This window comes from Arthrobacter sp. zg-Y919 (assembly GCF_030142045.1).
Taxonomy (GTDB): Bacteria; Actinomycetota; Actinomycetes; order Actinomycetales; family Micrococcaceae; genus Arthrobacter_B.
This window is the reverse complement of the sequence record NZ_CP126242.1, coordinates 711,045-728,096: the sequence shown is the minus strand read 5'-3', so window position 1 is coordinate 728,096 and position 17,052 is coordinate 711,045. Positions and strand designations below refer to the sequence as shown.

17 protein-coding genes are annotated in these 17,052 nt (G+C 64.8%); 4 read left to right on the top strand and 13 right to left on the bottom strand.

What is annotated here, in order from left to right; genetic code table 11:
- Nucleotides 1-4: 4 nt before the first annotated feature.
- Nucleotides 5-1,678 (bottom strand): catalase, encoded by a 1,674-nt coding sequence (locus QNO10_RS03480; RefSeq protein ID WP_229949500.1) that lies wholly within the window; start codon nucleotides 1,676-1,678, stop codon nucleotides 5-7.
- Nucleotides 1,679-1,819: 141 nt separating this feature from the next.
- Between QNO10_RS03480 and QNO10_RS03475 the strand changes: the two genes are divergently transcribed.
- The gene (locus tag QNO10_RS03475; RefSeq protein WP_229949497.1) at nucleotides 1,820-2,245 is read left to right on the top strand and encodes a pyridoxamine 5'-phosphate oxidase family protein; all 426 of its coding nucleotides are present in this window, start codon (nucleotides 1,820-1,822) and stop codon (nucleotides 2,243-2,245) included.
- Here QNO10_RS03475 and QNO10_RS03470 read toward each other — a convergent pair.
- Nucleotides 2,242-3,138, bottom strand: a complete 897-nt coding sequence (locus QNO10_RS03470; protein ID WP_229949495.1) for a phosphodiesterase — start codon at nucleotides 3,136-3,138, stop codon at nucleotides 2,242-2,244. The two genes, QNO10_RS03475 and QNO10_RS03470, sit on opposite strands and share 4 nt — an antisense overlap.
- Before the next feature lie 196 nt (nucleotides 3,139-3,334).
- Between QNO10_RS03470 and QNO10_RS14560 the strand changes: the two genes are divergently transcribed.
- A complete protein-coding gene (locus tag QNO10_RS14560; protein ID WP_331460337.1) occupies nucleotides 3,335-4,024 on the top strand; it encodes a hypothetical protein in 690 nt (229 codons plus the stop codon).
- A gap of 10 nt (nucleotides 4,025-4,034) precedes the next feature.
- On the opposite strand, the gene QNO10_RS03460 is transcribed toward QNO10_RS14560, so the two are convergent.
- From QNO10_RS03460 to QNO10_RS03430, 7 genes are all read right to left on the bottom strand, one after another.
- A complete protein-coding gene (locus QNO10_RS03460) occupies nucleotides 4,035-4,784 on the bottom strand; it encodes a sulfite exporter TauE/SafE family protein (RefSeq protein ID WP_229949493.1) in 750 nt (249 codons plus the stop codon).
- Between the two features lie 122 nt (nucleotides 4,785-4,906).
- Nucleotides 4,907-5,923 carry a zinc-binding dehydrogenase gene (locus tag QNO10_RS03455; RefSeq protein ID WP_229949491.1) on the bottom strand — a complete coding sequence of 339 codons (1,017 nt, stop codon included), beginning with the start codon at nucleotides 5,921-5,923 and terminating at the stop codon, nucleotides 4,907-4,909.
- Between the two features lie 128 nt (nucleotides 5,924-6,051).
- The gene (locus QNO10_RS03450; protein ID WP_229949490.1) at nucleotides 6,052-7,107 is read right to left on the bottom strand and encodes a zinc-dependent alcohol dehydrogenase family protein; all 1,056 of its coding nucleotides are present in this window, start codon (nucleotides 7,105-7,107) and stop codon (nucleotides 6,052-6,054) included.
- A gap of 149 nt (nucleotides 7,108-7,256) precedes the next feature.
- Nucleotides 7,257-7,661, bottom strand: coding sequence for a YchJ family protein (locus QNO10_RS03445; protein ID WP_229949488.1), 405 nt, complete (start codon nucleotides 7,659-7,661; stop codon nucleotides 7,257-7,259).
- A 27-nt stretch (nucleotides 7,662-7,688) separates the two neighbouring features.
- Entirely contained in the window at nucleotides 7,689-9,179 is a 1,491-nt protein-coding gene (locus QNO10_RS03440; protein ID WP_269437852.1) for a serine/threonine-protein kinase, read from the bottom strand.
- A 185-nt stretch (nucleotides 9,180-9,364) separates the two neighbouring features.
- On the bottom strand, nucleotides 9,365-10,663 hold the full coding sequence (locus QNO10_RS03435) for an Nramp family divalent metal transporter (RefSeq protein WP_229949484.1): 1,299 nt from the start codon (nucleotides 10,661-10,663) through the stop codon (nucleotides 9,365-9,367).
- 277 nt (nucleotides 10,664-10,940) lie between these two features.
- On the bottom strand, nucleotides 10,941-11,144 hold the full coding sequence (locus QNO10_RS03430; RefSeq protein ID WP_146362590.1) for a cold-shock protein: 204 nt from the start codon (nucleotides 11,142-11,144) through the stop codon (nucleotides 10,941-10,943).
- Between the two features lie 207 nt (nucleotides 11,145-11,351).
- Between QNO10_RS03430 and glsA the strand changes: the two genes are divergently transcribed.
- Nucleotides 11,352-13,166 (top strand): glutaminase A, encoded by a 1,815-nt coding sequence (gene glsA, locus QNO10_RS03425; protein WP_229949482.1) that lies wholly within the window; start codon nucleotides 11,352-11,354, stop codon nucleotides 13,164-13,166.
- A gap of 383 nt (nucleotides 13,167-13,549) precedes the next feature.
- On the opposite strand, the gene QNO10_RS03420 is transcribed toward glsA, so the two are convergent.
- The 4 genes from QNO10_RS03420 to QNO10_RS03405 form a co-directional block, all read right to left on the bottom strand.
- Nucleotides 13,550-13,753 carry a cold-shock protein gene (locus tag QNO10_RS03420; protein ID WP_146362594.1) on the bottom strand — a complete coding sequence of 68 codons (204 nt, stop codon included), beginning with the start codon at nucleotides 13,751-13,753 and terminating at the stop codon, nucleotides 13,550-13,552.
- 176 nt (nucleotides 13,754-13,929) lie between these two features.
- The gene (locus QNO10_RS03415; protein ID WP_229949480.1) at nucleotides 13,930-14,505 is read right to left on the bottom strand and encodes a DUF421 domain-containing protein; all 576 of its coding nucleotides are present in this window, start codon (nucleotides 14,503-14,505) and stop codon (nucleotides 13,930-13,932) included.
- A gap of 108 nt (nucleotides 14,506-14,613) precedes the next feature.
- Nucleotides 14,614-15,084: an acyl-CoA thioesterase gene (locus QNO10_RS03410; protein WP_229949478.1), complete on the bottom strand. Its 471-nt coding sequence runs from the start codon at nucleotides 15,082-15,084 to the stop codon at nucleotides 14,614-14,616.
- Between the two features lie 47 nt (nucleotides 15,085-15,131).
- On the bottom strand, nucleotides 15,132-16,121 hold the full coding sequence (locus tag QNO10_RS03405) for an LLM class flavin-dependent oxidoreductase (protein WP_229949476.1): 990 nt from the start codon (nucleotides 16,119-16,121) through the stop codon (nucleotides 15,132-15,134).
- Between the two features lie 179 nt (nucleotides 16,122-16,300).
- Between QNO10_RS03405 and QNO10_RS03400 the strand changes: the two genes are divergently transcribed.
- Nucleotides 16,301-17,026, top strand: coding sequence for a DUF72 domain-containing protein (locus QNO10_RS03400; RefSeq protein ID WP_229949474.1), 726 nt, complete (start codon nucleotides 16,301-16,303; stop codon nucleotides 17,024-17,026).
- Nucleotides 17,027-17,052: the final 26 nt, after the last annotated feature.

Here is a 17,052-nt window from a genome sequence, read left to right as displayed (position 1 = left end):
TGCCTTACCGGGTGACGACTACGTGCTCGTTGGGCACGCAGTGGGTCATGGTGAGGCCCTCGACGTTCCGGGGACCGTTGTGGCCCAGGTTCTTCATCCGCTCGGTTTCTTCCTCATTGAGCGTCTGGGTGGCCAGCGGGCCGAGATCCTTGATCTCGTCCAGGCTGATGCCCAGGCCCTCGCCGACGCGTGCACCCAGCTCGTCATCGCTCATGTAGAAGTGCCAGAGCATGCGCTCCTGCACCGGGCGGGCTGCCTGGCCGACGTTGGCAATGAAGTTGGCGACCAGGTCGTCCTTCTCCCACTGCTCCATCAGCTGGTAGCGCTGTCCGGCCTGCATGTAGTCGTTCGTGCGGTTCAGGCGGGCGCGGGTCAGGCGGCCAACGAGTTCCGGGCCAACCTCGGCCTGCTCCGGCTTCGGTGCTTCCTGCAGGCCGCCCGTGATGTTCGGCTCGTAGTTCACATGCGGGTTCTGGCCCGGCGCGAGGTCGGTGCCGTAGGACATCTGGCCACCGCGCTGGTTGGTGGCAACCCGTGCGTTCTTCGCGGAGTTCACCGGAAGCTGCAGGTAGTTCGGGCCTACGCGGTAACGCTGCGTGTCCGAGTAGCTGAACGTACGGCCAACAAGCATCTTGTCGTCCGAGAACTCCAGGCCGTCCACGAGGACACCGGTGCCGAAAGCGATCTGCTCGTTTTCGTTGTGGTGGTCGACGACGTTGCGGTTCAGGGTCATGGTGCCGATGAGCTTGGGTTCGAATTCCTGCTCCGGCCACGTCTTGGTGTCATCCAGCGGATCGAAGTCCAGTTCCGGATGGTCGTGGTCGTCCATCAGCTGCACGTACAGGTCCCACTTGGGGAAGTCGCCGCGTTCGATGGCCTCGTAGAGGTCCTTCGACGCGTGGCCCAGGTCATTGGCCTGGATGTTGGCGGCATCTTCCTCGGTCAGGGACTTCACGCCCTGGCGCGGCTGGAAGTGGTACTTGACCAGCTTGGACTCACCGGCAGCGTTGACCCAGCGGTAGGTGTTCACGCCGAAGCCCTGCATATGGCGGTAGTCGGCGGGGATGCCGCGCGGGCTGAAGAGGTTCACCAGCATGTGCATGGCCTCGGGGGTCTGCGACATGAAGTCGAAGATGCGTGCCGATTCCTGGCGGAAGGTGACGGGGTCCGGCTTCAGGGAGTGGATGACGTCGGGGAACTTAATGGCGTCGCGGATGAAGAAGACGCCGAGGTTGTTGCCGACCAGGTCCCAGTTGCCGTCTTCGGTGTAGAACTTGACGGCAAAACCCCGCGGGTCGCGTGCGGCCTCGGAGGAGTCGCGTCCGCCGATCACGGAGGAGAAGCGGATGGCGACGTCAGTCTTCTTGCCGGGCTCGGAGAAGAGCTTCGCGCGCGTGTACTTGGCAATGGGCTCGTCGCCCCACTTGCCGGTGGCTTCGAACTCGCCGTACGCCACGAAACCGCGCGCGTGCACCACCCGCTCGGGGATCCGCTCGCGGTCGAAGTGGCTGATCTTCTCGAGGAGCTGGTAGTTCTCGAGGGTAGCCGGACCGCGGGATCCCACAGTACGGGTGTTCTGGTTGTCGTAGACCGGGTGTCCTTGACGGGTGGTCAGGGTCTTCGGATCGCCGGCAGCGTTCTGTCCGTCTGCGGGATTCTGCTGTTCTGCGTCTGTCATAACGTGTGCTCCTCGAGGGTGCGGTACTTAGCTTGGTGGTAAATACTACCTAGTCCACTCTCTTGCAAGGTCCGGGGCCGAGTCAAGTTCATAAGCAGCCTGATAGTGGCGGTCCGGGACACCCCTTGGCACACTGTGTTCATGAGCACTGAAGAGCTGCCACCAGTCGTTGAACTGTCCGCCGAACAGAGCTGGAAGTACCTCGAGAACACGCACCACGGCCGGCTCGCGGTCAGCGTGGCCAACCGGCCCAGCATCTATCCGATCAACTATTTGGCGCACGACGGCGTACTCCTCATCCGCACGGCGCCGGGCACCAAACTGGCGGAAATGACGGTTAATACGCACGTCGCTTTCGAAGCCGACGGCATCCACAGCGCCGAGGCATGGTCCGTCGTCGTCAAGGGAACCACCCGGCCATTGGAAACGTCGGGCGAGATTGAGGCCGCGGACGCGCTTCCCCTGCGGCCCTGGGTCCGGACGGAGAAGTACCGATACGTGGAGATTATCCCTGAATCGGTGACCGGGCGGTTCTTCAATCTGGGTCCGGAACCGGCAACGGATTAGGCGGACGCGAGGGCGCGGGCATCCGCAATGCTGATACCGGCTGCGGCGAGGCGCGCCTCCGTTTCCTCCGGCCCCACGGGTTTCCCAACGGTGCGGCTTTCCTGCAGGGACACCACGGAATGCACTACCGAGTCCTCGTACAGGTGGACCATGTTGTATCCCTGTCCGGCGTCCTGCCCGCGCGTCCCCGGCGTCGTCAGGTCCTGCGTGTAGCAGGTGGCGGATGCCACGGAGACGGGGATCCCGGCGAAGGTGCTGAAGGTCGAGTAGTGCAGGTGCCCGGCAATGATGGCCCGGACGTCGCTTCCTGCCAGCACTTCGGCAAGCCGGTGCTGTTTCCGCAGTTCCACCAGGACAGCGAGGTCCTGCACGCTGGGGACCGGCGGGTGGTGCATGGCGAGGATGGTTCCCTCAGGAGCGCGGGTCTGCAGCTCACGCCGCAGCCAGGCGAGCTGACCCTCACTGAGTTCCCCGTGGTGGTAGCCCGGAACCGTGGTGTCCATGGTGATGATCCGCAGCCCGCCCAGGTGGTGCACCTGGTCCACCGGAGACATGTCCGGCGCTTCGCTCAGCAGGATCTCGCGGAAGGCCGCGCGGTTATCGTGGTTGCCCATCGCCCAGATCACCCTGGCGCCCATCCTGTCGGCGGCCGGGAGGACGGTTTCCCGCAGCCGGGCATAGGCGCGGGCCTCACCCCGGTCCGCAAGGTCGCCCGTGAAGATGATGGCGTCGGGCCGCTGGCCTCCGTCCTCAAGGCGGGTAAAGAGGTCCCGGAGCTTGGCGTGGCTGTCAACCGCACCGTACAGGCAGTCCTCCCCCCCGAGCAGGTGCGTGTCGCTTAGATGGAGGAGGAAATGGCGCGGGCGGGGATGCTCGGCCGGGAGCAATTCCATCGGAACCTTCTCGTGTCGGCAGCTGCTGCGGCGTACCCCTTCATGAAACCAGACTTAGCGACTGGTGAGTAACCTGTTCCTGCGCGTTTCGGGAATTTACCGGGAGTTACGTGCCGGATTCTTCCGGCTTCCACTCTGGCGCGCAGGGCGGAGACCGCCGTAGGCTCGGAATTGCATCGTCTGCGAAGGGAATCCCATGAAAATCAGCCATATCCCCCTGCGCCTGACCACCGGCGCCTATATCCTCAACTCCGGCCTCAACAAGCGCAATCTGGATGCCGAAAGCGCGGCAGGCCTGCAGCAGATGGCTGCCAATGCCTTTCCCCAGGTCCAGGACATTGAGCCGGTGAAATTCGGCAAGCTGCTGAGCAATGCCGAGATTTGCGTGGGGCTGTCCCTGCTGCTTCCCTTCGTACCCAGCCGGCTCGCCGGACTCATCCTGGGCTGCTTCTCCGGCGGCATGGTCCGGATGTACCTGAAGACGCCGGGCATGACTGAGCAGGACGGTATCCGCCCCAGCGCAGACGGCATGGGGCTGGCCAAGGACACCTGGATGGCGGGCGTTGCGGCGGCTTTGATCCTGGACCGCAAGCGGCCAAAGACCAAGATCAAGGTCGTAAAGGTCCCGACGCCGGTGAAGGGCGCCGCGGTGGCCGTTGGCGCCAAGGCGGCCGCGAAGGCTGCGGCGAAGGCCAATAAGAGTGCCAGGGCCGCCAAGACAGCCGAGACAGCGAAGGCGGCGAAGACAGCCGAAGCTGGCAAGGCCGCCAAGGTTGCCAAAGATGCCAGGAAGGCCAAGGCGGCCCGGGTGGCCAAGGTTGCCAAGGTTGGTGCCACGGCAAAGGCCGCCAAGGCTGCCAAGGAACACGCGGGCAAATCCAAGTAGGTCCCCGGCCTTACTGCAGGTCGATGATCCCCTTGACCAGGGCGGAAACGGCACCCAGATAGGCCAGTACGACGACGACGCGGCGGGCGGCGGTTTCGTTGACGCGCGGTGCGAGCCAGTTTCCCGCCCGCAGCCCGGCGACCGTCAGGACGCACAGCAGCACCCAGGTCCACCAGGCGAGTTCCGGCCACTCCCCCGGGTCAATGACGGCGTGGACAGCAATAGTTGTAAGGCTCAGCGTAGCCAGGAAAGGCTGCATGGTTGCCATGAAGGATGCCTGCGGCCACCGTGCCAGCACCGCATAGGCGCTGACGGCGGGAACCCCTGCTCCGGCCATGGAGTTGCTGATTCCGGCCAGCAGGCCGGCGGCAACTTTCGGGGATTCGCCACGCAGGACCACGTCCGCCCGGTTCAGCACGAGCGACGAGGTCAGTGCGGCGAGCATAAAGAGGCCGACTCCGATTTCAAGCGGTCCCGGCGGGAGGACCGAGGCAGCATAGGTTCCCCCGAGCACACCGGCCGCGGCCGGCACCGCCAGCGTCGCGTACATCTTCCAGTCGATGTTCCGCCAGACCTGTGTGATCACCAGACCGGCTGCGAGCGCACCGCACACGTTGGTCACCACCACCCCCGGATACGGGCCGAGGGCAATGATGAAGAACGGTGCAAGCAGCAGCCCGAATCCGATCCCGGCCACACGCTGCGCGATGCCCCCGGCAAATACGGCAATCAGGATGGTCAGGAGCAGTCCGGAATTCACCGCCGAAGTCTATGGCCCGGACTTCCCTTCGTCCCAATTCCACGCAGTTCCATTCCGGCCGGGATTAAACAGCAGGAGCTCTCCGCACGTGCGGGGAGCTCCTGCTGTGTCACCTTCCGAAGCTACGGGATCAGCACCAAACGGATCGGGTTGCCTTCCTTGGCGTCGAGGGCCTTGACGGCCTGCTCCGCGTCAGCCAGCGGAATGCGCGCACTGACGGACTTGGCGAAGTCGAGCCGGCCGAGCCGGGCCAGGGACACCAGCTGCGGCACGTGGTGCGCCTCGGAGCCGTAATGGCCCCGGATCTGCTTGCGTGCGTAGGAAAAGCCGGTGCTGTCATCAATGGTCATCGGCTTGCCGGACAGGCCTACCAGCACGAGGCGTCCGCCCCGGCCCAGGCACTTGATGGCCTGGGCACGGACGGCGTCGACGCCGGCGAAGTCGAGGGCGGCGTCGAGCCCCTTGCCGCCGGTGGCTGCCTTCATGGCCGCGGAGAAGTCCTCTGCCATCGGATCGAGCGCAATGTCGGCCCCAAATTCCAGGGCCCGTGCGCGTGCCTCGGGGATCGGATCAACGGCAATGATCGGCGCGGCACCGATCAGGCGCAGCAGCTGCACACCGTGGGCGCCGAGTCCGCCGATCCCCCAGACCCCTACTGCTTCACCGGCACGCACATCGGCGGTGGAAGCGATGGCGCCCCACGGTGTGGACACGGCGTCGGGGATGATGGAGGCCTGATCGAAGGGGATGTCATTGCCGAGCGGTACCAGCACGCCGGCGGGAACCACCAGGTACTCGGCCCAGCCGCCGTCGTAGTCAACACCCATGGTGAGCGTGGCGCCGTTGTATTCGTAACCGGCCTGGAGCACCACACGGTCGCCGGGAGCCACGGAGGTGACACCAGCCCCGGGCAGATCCACGGTTCCGGCCACCTCATGGCCGAGGGTGACCTCGTTGCCCTTGAGGAACTGCGGGCGCAACAGGCCCTGGATGAGGTGCACGTCGGACAGGCAGACGCCGGCCGCTCCGACCTTGATACGGACAAAACCCGGCCCGGGATCGGGAATCGGAACTTCCTTCATGGCGAAGGTGCCCGTCTCGACGTTGAGCCGTCCTGCGATCATGGTGCCGTTAGACATGGAAAACCTCTTTTGGGCGAAGAACTGCGGGGGCGAACGCGGCCGCGGTCCCCATTATCTGCCTGTGCCGCCGGTGCGCAAAAAGTGGACGGGCGGCAGCTGCCGCCCGTCCACTCCAGGTGCGCCGCTCAGGCCTGCAGGATCACCTTCAGCGCGTTGGTTTCGGCGGCCCGGGAGAAGGTGTCGTACGCCGTGAGGATGTCGCCCAGCGGATAGCGGTGGCTGATGAACTCCTCGGCCGGCAGCTTCCCCTCGGCAATCAGCTTCAGGAGCATGGACAGGGTATTTGTGTTGACCAGGCCCATGCTGATGTTGATGTTCTCGATCCAGAGCCGGTCCAGGTCCAGGCTCACGGGCGTCCCGTGTACCCCCACGTTGGCCACGTTGCCCCCGGGCCGGACGATATTGGTGCACATCTCGAACGTGGCCGGAATGCCCACGGCTTCCACCGCGACGTCCACGCCCCAGCCGTCGGTCAGGTCCATGATCTGTTCGCGCCAGTTCTTATCCCCGGAATTCACTCCGTGGGTGGCACCGAACCTTTGGGCCTGTTCCACCCGGTTGGCGTCCAGGTCCACGGCGATGATCTTCGCCGCACCGTACAGTCCCGCGGTCGCGATCACAGCCAGCCCCACGGGGCCTGCACCGATCACTGCGACGACGTCGCCCGGCTGGACCTGCCCGTACTGCACACCCATTTCAAATCCTGTGGGGAAAATGTCGCTGAGCAGGACGCCGTGCTCCTGTGAGACGGTTTCCGGCAGCCGGTACATGGAGGTGTCCGCGTAGGGTACGCGGACGTACTCGGCCTGCGTTCCGTCGATCAGGTGTCCGAAGATCCAGCCGATGCCGGACTGCCCTTCCTCTCCGGTGCAGTGCGAGTAGAGCCCGTCCTTGCAGAAACTGCAGGAGCCGTCCGCCGAGACGCAGGACAGGATTACCTTGTCTCCGGTTTTGAAGGCGTTCACACCGGAGCCGGTCTCGGTCACGGTGCCGACGCCCTCATGGCCCAGGATCCTGCCCGGAGTGACTGCCGGAACGTCGCCCTTGAGGATATGCAGGTCGGTGCCGCAGATGGTGGTGGTATCTATCTTGACGATGGCGTCACGCGGGTCCTGGATCTGCGGATCCGGCACGTCCTTCCACGACTTCTGTCCGGGTCCTTCGTAAACGAGTGCTTTCATGGTGTCCTCGCCTGCTCATCCGACTTAGATGCAGGGCCTCTGATGTGCCTGCGTTTCGGGAGCTTCCCTGAGCGGGCCTGTTTACGGGGCCGCCGTCGGATGCTTTCCAGCCTAGGTGCCACCCCGACCGGGCCGGAAGATGCCGGGGGTTATCGTCCGTCCAGATACAGCCATTGGCCCCGTTCCCGGACAAAGCTGCTGAGTTCCTGCTGGGTACCGCGCTGGCCGTCCTGCCGGTAGTGTGCCCGGAATTCCACCGTCCCGGTGGTGTCCAGGGGACCGCCGCCGGAGGTGGAAAGAATATCCAGCCGGCGCCATTCGATGTCCGGGTCCAAGTCCAGCGTCTTGGGGCGGTGGTCCGGGTGCCACGTGTCCAGCAGGTAGGAGGCGTTGCCGGTGGCAAAGGCGCTGTACCGCGAACGCATCAATGCCTCAGCCGTGGGAGCGGCGGCCGCTCCGGAATGGAAGCGTCCGCAGCAGTTTCCATAGGTTTCCCCGCTGAGGCAGGGGCAGCGGCTGTCACTGGGAAGACCGGCGGGGGTGGAAGTACTCATTCCTCCAGTATCCCGCGCGGAACACGGCTACGGGCCGAAGCTGTCCTGCACCCGGTCCAGGTTCTGCCCGATCTCGCCCGGAAGGACTCCTCCGTCCGGCAGGGCACCCGCTCTGCCGAGCATCAGGACCACCGCCGCTGTCAGCACTGCCATGACCAGCAACGCCAGCAGGGCACGTCCTGCCGAAGACAGCCGCGGCTCGGCCAGCACCTGTACCCGGGTTGCCGCGGGCTGTGCGGCGGATGGAGTTCCCACCGGCGGCGGGATCTTCGGCGGGAACGCCGGCGGCAGGCCTCCGGACAGGGCAGGGTGGTCGCTGGGCGGGTGGTCGACTGCAGGAAAGTCGGCAGGGTCGACGGCATGAGAGTCGATGGGCGGAAGGTCGACGGGAGGAGGTACCGAGGGCAGCGGTTCCGAGGGATGCCTCCCCAGTGCCCCGCGGTTCGCTGCGGCTGACCCTTCGGCAAAATCTGCGGCAGAACCGTCGGGGCCGGCTGCCCCGGTGCCGACGCCGTCGGGCAGCGGTGAGGCCTCCGCCGTTGCCGGCCCGCTCCACGGGTCCCACGAGGAGTCCGCACGAGAGGTCCGAAGGGAGGGACTGCCCTGCCCCGATGCCAGCTGCGGTATCAGCCCCGGCTGCGTAACGCCTTCCGCCCAGCGGTAGTCCAGCAGGGTCGCGGACACTTCTGCCGCCGTCGGGCGGAGGTCGGGGTCGCGTGTGGTCATGGCGGCCAGGAGACCGCGCCAGTGGCTTTCAAGGGATACCGGAATCTGGGGGTCCCTGCTGAGGCGGGCGACGGCGGACTCGACCGCGCTGCCGTTGAACTCCACCCTTCCCGTGACGGCTTCAAGCAGGACCAGGCCCAGGGAGTAGATATCGCTCGCTGCATCCGCCCCGAGCCCGGAGGCCTGTTCCGGGCTGAGGTAGTTGGCCGTGCCGAGGGTGGCACCGGCGGCTGTAATGCGGGCACCGTCCAGGATCCGGGCAATGCCGAAATCCGTCAGCTTGGCCCGCGGCGCTGTTCCCGTGGCGTTGGACGGGAGCAGGATGTTCGCCGGCTTCACGTCCCGATGCACCACCCCCCGGTCATGGATATACGCCAAGGCGGCGGCAAGGTCGGCACCGATGGAGGGAACGTCGGTAGGCGGGACCGCCTCGCCGCGCAGGCGCCTGCGGAGGTCCGGCCCGTCCACTAGTTCCATGACCAGGTAGGTCCGCGGTTCCCCGCCTCCGCCGTCATCGGCACCAGCGGTCCCGGGGTCCTCCTTGCCCGCATCGAACAGGGTGACCAGCCCCGGATGGGACAGTGACGCAAGGAGGCGCATCTCGTTGTCCTGCCGCCCGACGTCGTCCGGAGCCACCGCACTGGCACGGAAAAGTTTGACAGCAATGTCGCGTCCCAGCGCTTCGTCCTGGCCCCGGTAGACGGTGGCCATACCTCCCCGTCCAATTGGTTCGATGAGTCGGTATCGGCCTGCGATGACCCTGTTCAGGCCACCCGTTGCGCTGGTTTCCATCCTGCAACCTTCCCTCGCCGCTAATAGCGTAGCTGAGCAGAATCGCTGCGTAGATGGCCCGTAACGACTTTTCTTTTACTTGGTTTCACCCCTCGTAGAAGCACGGCTGCTGCGCTAAACTGGCCCGCCACCGATGGTCGGTGACGGGCCAGTCTGCGGGGCTCTTCCCTAGTAATTCGGTGCCGCTACAGCACCTTGGCGATGTTGTCCCAGAGCTGCTGGATACCCAGTGCGATGAACAGCAGGGCCGTGAAGCCGAGGGTAAGGTTGGTGTGCAGCTTGTTGGCCCACTGCTTGGGAATGCGGCGGCCGTTCAGCAGGCCGAGCAGGGTCACGGCAAGGAACGGCATAAAGAGCGAGCCGAGCACACCGTAGGCCAGGATCAGGCCAATGGGCTGTCCGAGCTGGAAAAGGATCATCGGCGGGAAGGTCAGCCAGAGGACGTAGAAGCGGAAGTACTTGCCACCGATCCGGGTGTCCGGGTGGCCGGATTCCTTGCCGCGGATATTTCCCCAGAAATCGGCGAACATCAGGGACACCCCGTTCCACACCCCGAGGATCGAGGAGAAGGACGCAGCCCAGAATCCGATCAGGAAGCCGGTGCCGACGACGTCGCCGTATTCCGCCTTGAGCACGTCGTAGAGGTCCAGCAGTCCGGCGTCGCCGCTGGAGAGGGATACTCCAGCCGAACGGACCACTTCGGCTCCGACAATGAGCATCGCGATGACGAAGATGCCGGTCATCACGTAGGCCATGGAGTTGTCGATCCGCATGACCCGCATCCACTTGGGTGTGTACCAGCCCTTTTCACGCAGCCAGTAGCCGTAGGCAGCAAGGGTGATCGTTCCGCCCACACCACCGGCGAGAGCCAGCGTGTAGAACACTCCGCCCTCGGGGATCATCGGGATCAGGCCCGTGAACATTGCCGGAATGTTGGGCACGGCGATCACGGCCAGCCCCACCACGGTTACGAACATCAGCCCGACCAGCACGGCGGTGATTTTCTCGAAGGTGGCATAGCGGCCAAACCAGACCATAACAAAACCGGCCAGGCCCATCAGGACCGCCCAGGCAGTCAGCGGCAGGACCGGGAAGACTGCCGCCAGCGGCAGGGCAGCGGAGGACATGGCCGTGGCCCCGTAGATGAAGCCCCAGATCATGATGTAGGGGCCGAAGTACCAGGTGGTCCATTTACCCAGCGACCGCCAGCCTTCGAAAATGGTCAGGCCGGTCGCCAGGGTGAAGCGGCCGGCTCCTTCCACCAGGATGATTTTCAGGACCACGCCGAGGACCACTGCCCAAAGCAATGCGTACCCGTAGCGGGATCCGGCCACCAGTGTGGCCACCATGTCTGCGGCGCCGACGCCGGTGGCGGCAACCACCAGTCCGGGACCGACGACCTTCCACTTGGCGGGGGTGCCGCCGTCGTCATCCACAGCGTCTGCGTGGTTCAGCGGCCGCTTGGGGAAATTGTCAGTAGACATACCTTCGTTCCTATCCCTGGGTGCGATGTCCGGGGCGCGGTATCCATACAGTGTGCTGTACGTCACCCCAGCCCAGTTATCTTCGCACTTCGCACCGCTATCAGGGAATCTGACCCGCCCTTCCGGCGTTAGCTTGCTCACCCGGCTGTCCGGCGCTCCGCCTCCATCACAAGGGCGTTTACGTATAAATTCCGGCGGGCAAAACAAAAGCAGGACGGGAATTAATCCCGTCCTGCTTCTGATTCAAGCCGGCCCGTGAAACGGACCTAATGTCTTATTAGACAGCCTGGATGTTAACCGCCTGCGGACCCTTGGGGCCCTGCTCGGTGTCGAAAGTGACCTTCTGGTTCTCTTCGAGAGACCGGTAGCCACTGGAGTTGATAGCGGAGTAGTGGGCGAAAACATCAGCGCTGCCGTCGTCGGGCTCGATGAAGCCGAAGCCCTTTTCAGCGTTGAACCATTTCACGGTACCTGTTGCCATTTTTAATCATCCTTCTGAACGAAACCTGCCCCGACCTTCGGGGAGTTTCACGCTGCCGTGCCTTCCGTGCAAAATACAGAAAAAGCGGCTGGCCCTAGATCTGGGTTTCGCCGCTTGAACGTACAAATTGCACAACACTGCAACAGGAAAAAGTATACCGCGGACACCGTGGAGAGTCACCCCTCCGCCAGCCCCTACGCTTGAAGTATGGACTCCCCGATCGAGAACTACCTACGCAGGATCCACGCCGAGATAGCCGGCGTAAAAGACGGCACCCCGTACCGCGGCATACCGGCCATGGCCAACGTCAACCCCGACTGCTTCGGGATAGCACTGGCCACCGCCGACGGCTTCGTCTACGAGGTCGGGGATACCCGCGAAGAATTCAGCATCCAGTCCATTTCCAAGCCCTTCACCTATGCCCTGGCCCTCGCGGACCTCGGGATGGAGGCGGTGGATGAAAAGGTGGACGTGGAACCGTCCGGAGACTCCTTCAACGAAATCTCCCTGGCTGAAGGCACCGGCCGGCCCGCCAACGCGATGATCAATGCCGGCGCCCTGACCGCCACGTCCCTGGTCAAGGGGTCCGGCGGCAGGTCCCGCTTCAAGCGCATCCTGGACACCTATTCGGCGTTCGCCGGACGCGACCTCGACGTAAGCCAGCGGATCTACACCTCCGAGCTGAGATCCGGGCACCGCAACACCGCCCTTGGTTACCTCCTGCGGTCCTTCGGGATCATTGAGTCCGACCCGGCGCCCATCATCAAGGACTATTTCCGGCAATGCTCGGTCATGGTCAACGCACGGGACCTCGCACTGATGGCGGCAACCCTGGCCAACAGCGGCCGCCATCCCCTCACCGGCGACGAGGTCCTGGACCTCGCCTCGGTGGAACGCGTCCTGTCCGTCATGACCACCTGCGGCATGTACGACGACGCCGGCTCGTGGATCAGCAGCGTGGGTATGCCCGCCAAGTCCGGGGTGGCCGGCGGCATCCTCGCCGTCCTGCCCGGACAGGTGGGCCTGGCGGTCTACTCCCCTCCCCTGGACGCGCACGGCAACAGCGTGCGCGGGGTGGCCGTGAGCCAGCGGCTCTCCCACGACCTGGGGCTGCACTTTGTCCGGGCAGCACGGACCGGCCGCTCCGCCATCCGGGCCATCTACGACATCACGTCGACACCCTCGGGTATCCGGCGGACCGACGAAGCCGCCGAGATCCTGGCCGGACACGGCCACCGTGTCCAGGTCATCGAACTCAACGGCGACCTGCTCTTCGCCGGGGCCGAGTCCATGGTGAGGGCACTCACCGACCTGCCCGACGACGTCGAACTGGTGGTTGCCGATCTGCGCAGCGTGGACGAGGTGTCCGACGTCGCCATCCGCCTGATTGCCGAAGCCGAGGACATGCTCCGCCAGGCCGGGCGCGAACTGGCCCTGGTGGACGTTGAAGGATCGGTCACGTCCGCCCTGCAGGAACTGGGCCGGAAGACCGAATCCTTCACCCTGCGCTCCGCTGCGATCGAGTGGTGCGAGAACAGGCTGCTCGAGCAGCACGGCACCGAACTTGTCCTTCCGGACGCCATCGACCCCGCCGATTCCCCGGCGCTCAGCCCGCTGGATCCGGAAGAGGCACAGCTGCTGCAGAAAATGATGGAGGACCGGACGTACGACGACGGCGACGTGGTCCGGCGCGTAGGCCAGCGGTTCGGGGGCGTCTTCTTTATTGTGTCCGGGCACATCACCACCTCCATGCCCGGTCCGGACGGCAGCAGGGTCAAGCTGGCAACACTGGGTCCGGGGATGACCTTCGGCGAGATGGCTATGGGCGAAGATAAGCGCCAGGAGACCACGGTTAAGGCCGCTGGGCCGGTCAAGGTGAAGGTGCTGACGGCTGAAGCCATTGATGAGCTGGCTGCGGCGGACCCCGTGCTGAGCATGAACCTGTGGAAGGCGCTGACCCAGGATGCCTACAGCCGGGTCGAGCAGTATCTGCGTGAAGCGGCTGTGCGGATTCACGACTAGGCGTCTGGGGGCCGGGTTCCGGGTTTCCGCGCAGGTGGCTGGGTTCCGCTCCGCACCGCGAAGGTGGCCGGGTTCCGCTCCGGAGCCCGGAACGGCGGCAACGAAATTCCTCGCTCGCAGAGCTCGCAGGAATATTAAAGCCGCCTAACCCGGGCGCCTGCGCGGAATGGGACAGCCCCCACCATACGGACTGTCCGGATCGCTGCGGTTTGTCGGGATCCGAGGACGGCGCAACGCGCTACACGGAGAGCACGGCCAGACCTCAGCGCCCAGGCCGGGGAAGCAACGCAGCAGAACACCCGGGTTAAACACAAGAGCAGGACGGGAGATCCCGTCCTGCTCTTGGAGTATCGGCGCTAGGCCGTTACAAAGTCTCTAAGAAATTAGAGGGCCTGGATGTTCGAGGCCTGCGGGCCCTTGGGGCCCTGCTCGGTGTCGAAGCTAACCTTCTGGTTCTCGTCCAGCGACTTGTAGCCGTTGGAGTTGATCGCGGAGTAGTGAGCGAAGACGTCGGCGCTGCCGTCGTCGGGCTCAATGAAGCCGAAGCCCTTTTCGGAGTTGAACCATTTTACGGTACCTGTAGCCATTTTTTTAATTCCTTCTGCATTCGAAACACATCCCGACTTTCGGGCGGTTTCAGTCGCGGTGTTCCTTTACCGCTTCTACAGAAAAAGCAGCTAGACCAATTGGGTTTCGCCACTTGAAATACAAAATGCGCAACACAACAACTGCGTTTCAGCCTACACGAGGTTTGCCCGGACGCCTAATCAGCCTCCCCTGCCCTGCCGGGTCCCTGCCCCGGCAGCACCAGATCCCGGGGAATACGTGACTGGTTGGTGACCCGGCGCAGCAGCACAGGATCAATGAGCTGGCCGCGGCGCAGTACGCTGACGTCCCCGGTCGGCTCCAGCACGGCAATCGCCACTTCGGACAGGTTCCGGATTCCGGACTGCCGCAGTTTGAAGTACAGCTCGTCCTCCAGGATCCGGGCCTTACGCAGGCCTTCCTCCAGGACCTCGTTCCCCGCCATCAGGAGAATGGGCCGGCTGGTGAGGTACGCGCCGCGCCGCGTCCGGCGCAGGTACCCCTCCACGCGGAGCATCCCGAACATGGTGGCCAGCGCAATGACGCCGGCAGCGAGGGTAGGCGTGTAGCCGAGGACAACCCGGCCAAGTACGGAGCCAAGAGCGATGACGACGGCACGGTCCAGAGTGGACCAGCTGGCCAGTGCGCGCTGCCCGAAACCACGGATCAGCAGGAAGAAGACGGCATATATCCCCAGGGCGCTGAGAACAACCCAGAGTGCTTCGGTCGGTGTGATGCCAAGGTTCTGCCACACGGTGCATCTCCTTTGAATTCCGCAGCGGAACTGCCGGGACTACCGAAAATGCTAGTGGCCGTGCTCAGCCGATCACAGGGCCCGGCTGCAGGAACCCGGGTGTGGACCTCAGGCGAAGACGGAAGCTCCCGTGTGGGCGGCTGCCATCTCCCGCTGAGCCGGCGTCAGCCGCTGCAGGGCGCCGGTAGCGCCGTCGACGAAGGCCAGGGTGGTCTCGGCGCGCACACAGGCCTGGTGCGTCACCGGATCGTGGATGACGTACGCGATCGTCAGGCTGGCGCCCTTGACCGCGCTGATCCAGACGTCGACGTCGGCGGGGATGTTCCGGTAGGTCAGTTCCGCCACGTACCGGACACGGTGTTCCACCACGAGGGACTGCGTGCCGGGCGGAACATCGGTGAACAGCGGGACGGCAGGTTCCCGCCCGGGACCTCCCGTTCCGCCGGGAGGGCCGAAGGCATGCACGCGTGCTTCCTCGAGCATGCGGACAATCTCAACATTGTTGATATGCCCGTAGGCATCCATATCTCCCCAGCGCATGCTGACGGAACAGGAGATGATCTGGGGGCTGGAACTCATCCTTCATATCTAGCACAGGGTTTCCAGTCCCTCGGGAGGGGCAATGCTCAGGAACGGACCGGCAGGGCGGCGTCCGCGAGCAGCCGGAAGGAAAGCAGCCGTGATTCGAGTGTGGCGGTCTGCGTGGCGACGATCAGCTCATCGGCCTGCGCGTGCCCGGCGAACCAGTCGAGGTAGTCCCGGACTTCCTCGGGGTTGCCAACAGCGGAGTAGCGGCCCATCTGCTTGACCTGCTGGCCGCCCGGCGACTGCAGGATGGCGTCCGCCTCTTCGTCGGTGAAGGTGCGGTCCCGGCCGAAGAGCTGGGTTACCCGGCGGCGCTGCGAATCCTCGAACATCTGCTTGGCTTCTTCGCTGGTTTCGGCGGCCACGACATTCACGCCGGCGATGACGTACGGCTCGGCCAGCTGTGCCGAGGGCTTGAAGTCGCGGCGGTAGATGGTGACGGCGTCCTGCAGTGCCTGCGGCGCGAAGTGCGAGGCGAAGGAGTACGGCAGGCCCAGGGCGGCGGCAAGCTTGGCACCGAAGAGGGAGGAACCCAGGATGTACAGCGGCACGTTGGTGCCGGCACCCGGCGTCGCATGGATACCCGGGATCAGGGTGTTGCCGGTCAGGTAACCCTGCAGTTCCTGCACGTCCTGCGGGAAGCTGTCCGAGGACATCGGGTCGCGGCGCAGCGCACGCATGGTCTTCTGGTCGCTGCCGGGGGCACGGCCCAGGCCCAGGTCGATGCGGCCCGGGAACAGGGTTTCCAACGTGCCAAACTGCTCCGCAATAGTCAGGGGCGCATGGTTCGGCAGCATAACTCCGCCGGCTCCGAGCCGGATACTTTCGGTGTGCGCGGCAATGTAGCCGATCAGCACACTGGTGGCGGAGGAGGCGATGGTCGGCATGTTGTGGTGCTCGGCGTACCAGATGCGGGTGTAGCCAAGCGCTTCCGCTTCCCGCGCCAGCGCCAGGGAGGAAGCGAAGGAATCACGTGCGCTCTCGCCCTCATCGATGATGGCGAGATCGAGAATGGAGAGCGGAACAGTCATAGGAGTGCGTGCCTTTCAGTTGCTTGTGCACCGGGCCTTTTTGTCCGGGCACGCTAGATGCAACCGCAGCAGCACCCTGCTTATTTCACGCGCGCGGACCGGGCCGCCAACAGTTACCCCACACCGCTCCCCCGCGCAGCCACCGCGGGGCCTGCCCGGAGACCGTTAGTTTGGATGGTGTGAGCATCCATATCGGGACATCAGGCTGGGCCTACAACCACTGGCGCAATGTGCTGTACCCCAAGGGAGTGCCGGCACGGGTGTGGCTGGAAAAATACGCGGAGGAATTCGACACCGTGGAGCTGAACGGCAGTTTCTACCGTTGGCCCCGTGAGGAAGCCTTCGCCGCCTACCGGGACCGGCTGCCGGAAGGGTACGTCTTTTCGGTCAAGGCGCCGCGCGGGCTCACCCATGCCCGGAAGCTGCGGGATCCGGACGAGTGGATCGGACGGATCCAGCGCTGCTTCGCCGAGCTGCGCGACCGCAGCGGGGTCTTCCTGCTCCAGCTCTCCCCCGACATGGAGCGCGACGACGGCCGACTGGAGTATGTCCTGTCGAACCTTCCGAAGGAGATCCGCGTCGCCGTAGAGTTCCGCCATGACAGCTGGAACTCCGAAGACGTCTTCCACCTGCTGGAACGGCACGGTGCCGCGTACACGGTGATGAGCGGTGCGCACCTGCCGTGCACACTGCGCGCCACCGCACCCTTCGTGTATGTCCGCCTGCACGGCCCGGACCCGGAACACCTCTACGTCGGTTCCTACTCCGAGCAGGACCTGCAGTGGTGGGCGGACCGGATCTGCGAATGGGAATCCGCGGGCAGGGACGTCTACGCCTACTTCAACAACGACCTCGAAGGCCATGCAGTCCGCAATGCCCGGCGGCTGCGGGAGCTGCTGGCCTGAGCGGGACTGCAGGCCGTCAGTCTTCG

Excerpts from the sequence above, each read along its gene's own strand:
- QNO10_RS03450 (WP_229949490.1), bottom strand. The coding sequence starts at position 7,107 with ATGAAAGCACTCGTTTACGAAGGACCCGGACAGAAGTCGTGGAAGGAC.
- QNO10_RS03470 (WP_229949495.1), bottom strand. The coding sequence starts at position 3,138 with ATGGAATTGCTCCCGGCCGAGCATCCCCGCCCGCGCCATTTCCTCCTC.
- QNO10_RS03475 (WP_229949497.1), top strand. The coding sequence starts at position 1,820 with ATGAGCACTGAAGAGCTGCCACCAGTCGTTGAACTGTCCGCCGAACAG.
- QNO10_RS03420 (WP_146362594.1), bottom strand. The coding sequence starts at position 13,753 with ATGGCTACAGGTACCGTAAAATGGTTCAACTCCGAAAAGGGCTTCGGC.
- QNO10_RS03455 (WP_229949491.1), bottom strand. The coding sequence starts at position 5,923 with ATGTCTAACGGCACCATGATCGCAGGACGGCTCAACGTCGAGACGGGC.
- QNO10_RS03435 (WP_229949484.1), bottom strand. The coding sequence starts at position 10,663 with ATGTCTACTGACAATTTCCCCAAGCGGCCGCTGAACCACGCAGACGCT.
- QNO10_RS03440 (WP_269437852.1), bottom strand. The coding sequence starts at position 9,179 with ATGGAAACCAGCGCAACGGGTGGCCTGAACAGGGTCATCGCAGGCCGA.
- QNO10_RS03430 (WP_146362590.1), bottom strand. The coding sequence starts at position 11,144 with ATGGCAACAGGTACCGTGAAATGGTTCAACGCTGAAAAGGGCTTCGGC.
- QNO10_RS03405 (WP_229949476.1), bottom strand. The coding sequence starts at position 16,121 with ATGACTGTTCCGCTCTCCATTCTCGATCTCGCCATCATCGATGAGGGC.
- QNO10_RS03410 (WP_229949478.1), bottom strand. The coding sequence starts at position 15,084 with ATGAGTTCCAGCCCCCAGATCATCTCCTGTTCCGTCAGCATGCGCTGG.
- QNO10_RS03480 (WP_229949500.1), bottom strand. The coding sequence starts at position 1,678 with ATGACAGACGCAGAACAGCAGAATCCCGCAGACGGACAGAACGCTGCC.
- QNO10_RS03445 (WP_229949488.1), bottom strand. The coding sequence starts at position 7,661 with ATGAGTACTTCCACCCCCGCCGGTCTTCCCAGTGACAGCCGCTGCCCC.
- QNO10_RS14560 (WP_331460337.1), top strand. The coding sequence starts at position 3,335 with ATGAAAATCAGCCATATCCCCCTGCGCCTGACCACCGGCGCCTATATC.
- glsA (WP_229949482.1), top strand. The coding sequence starts at position 11,352 with ATGGACTCCCCGATCGAGAACTACCTACGCAGGATCCACGCCGAGATA.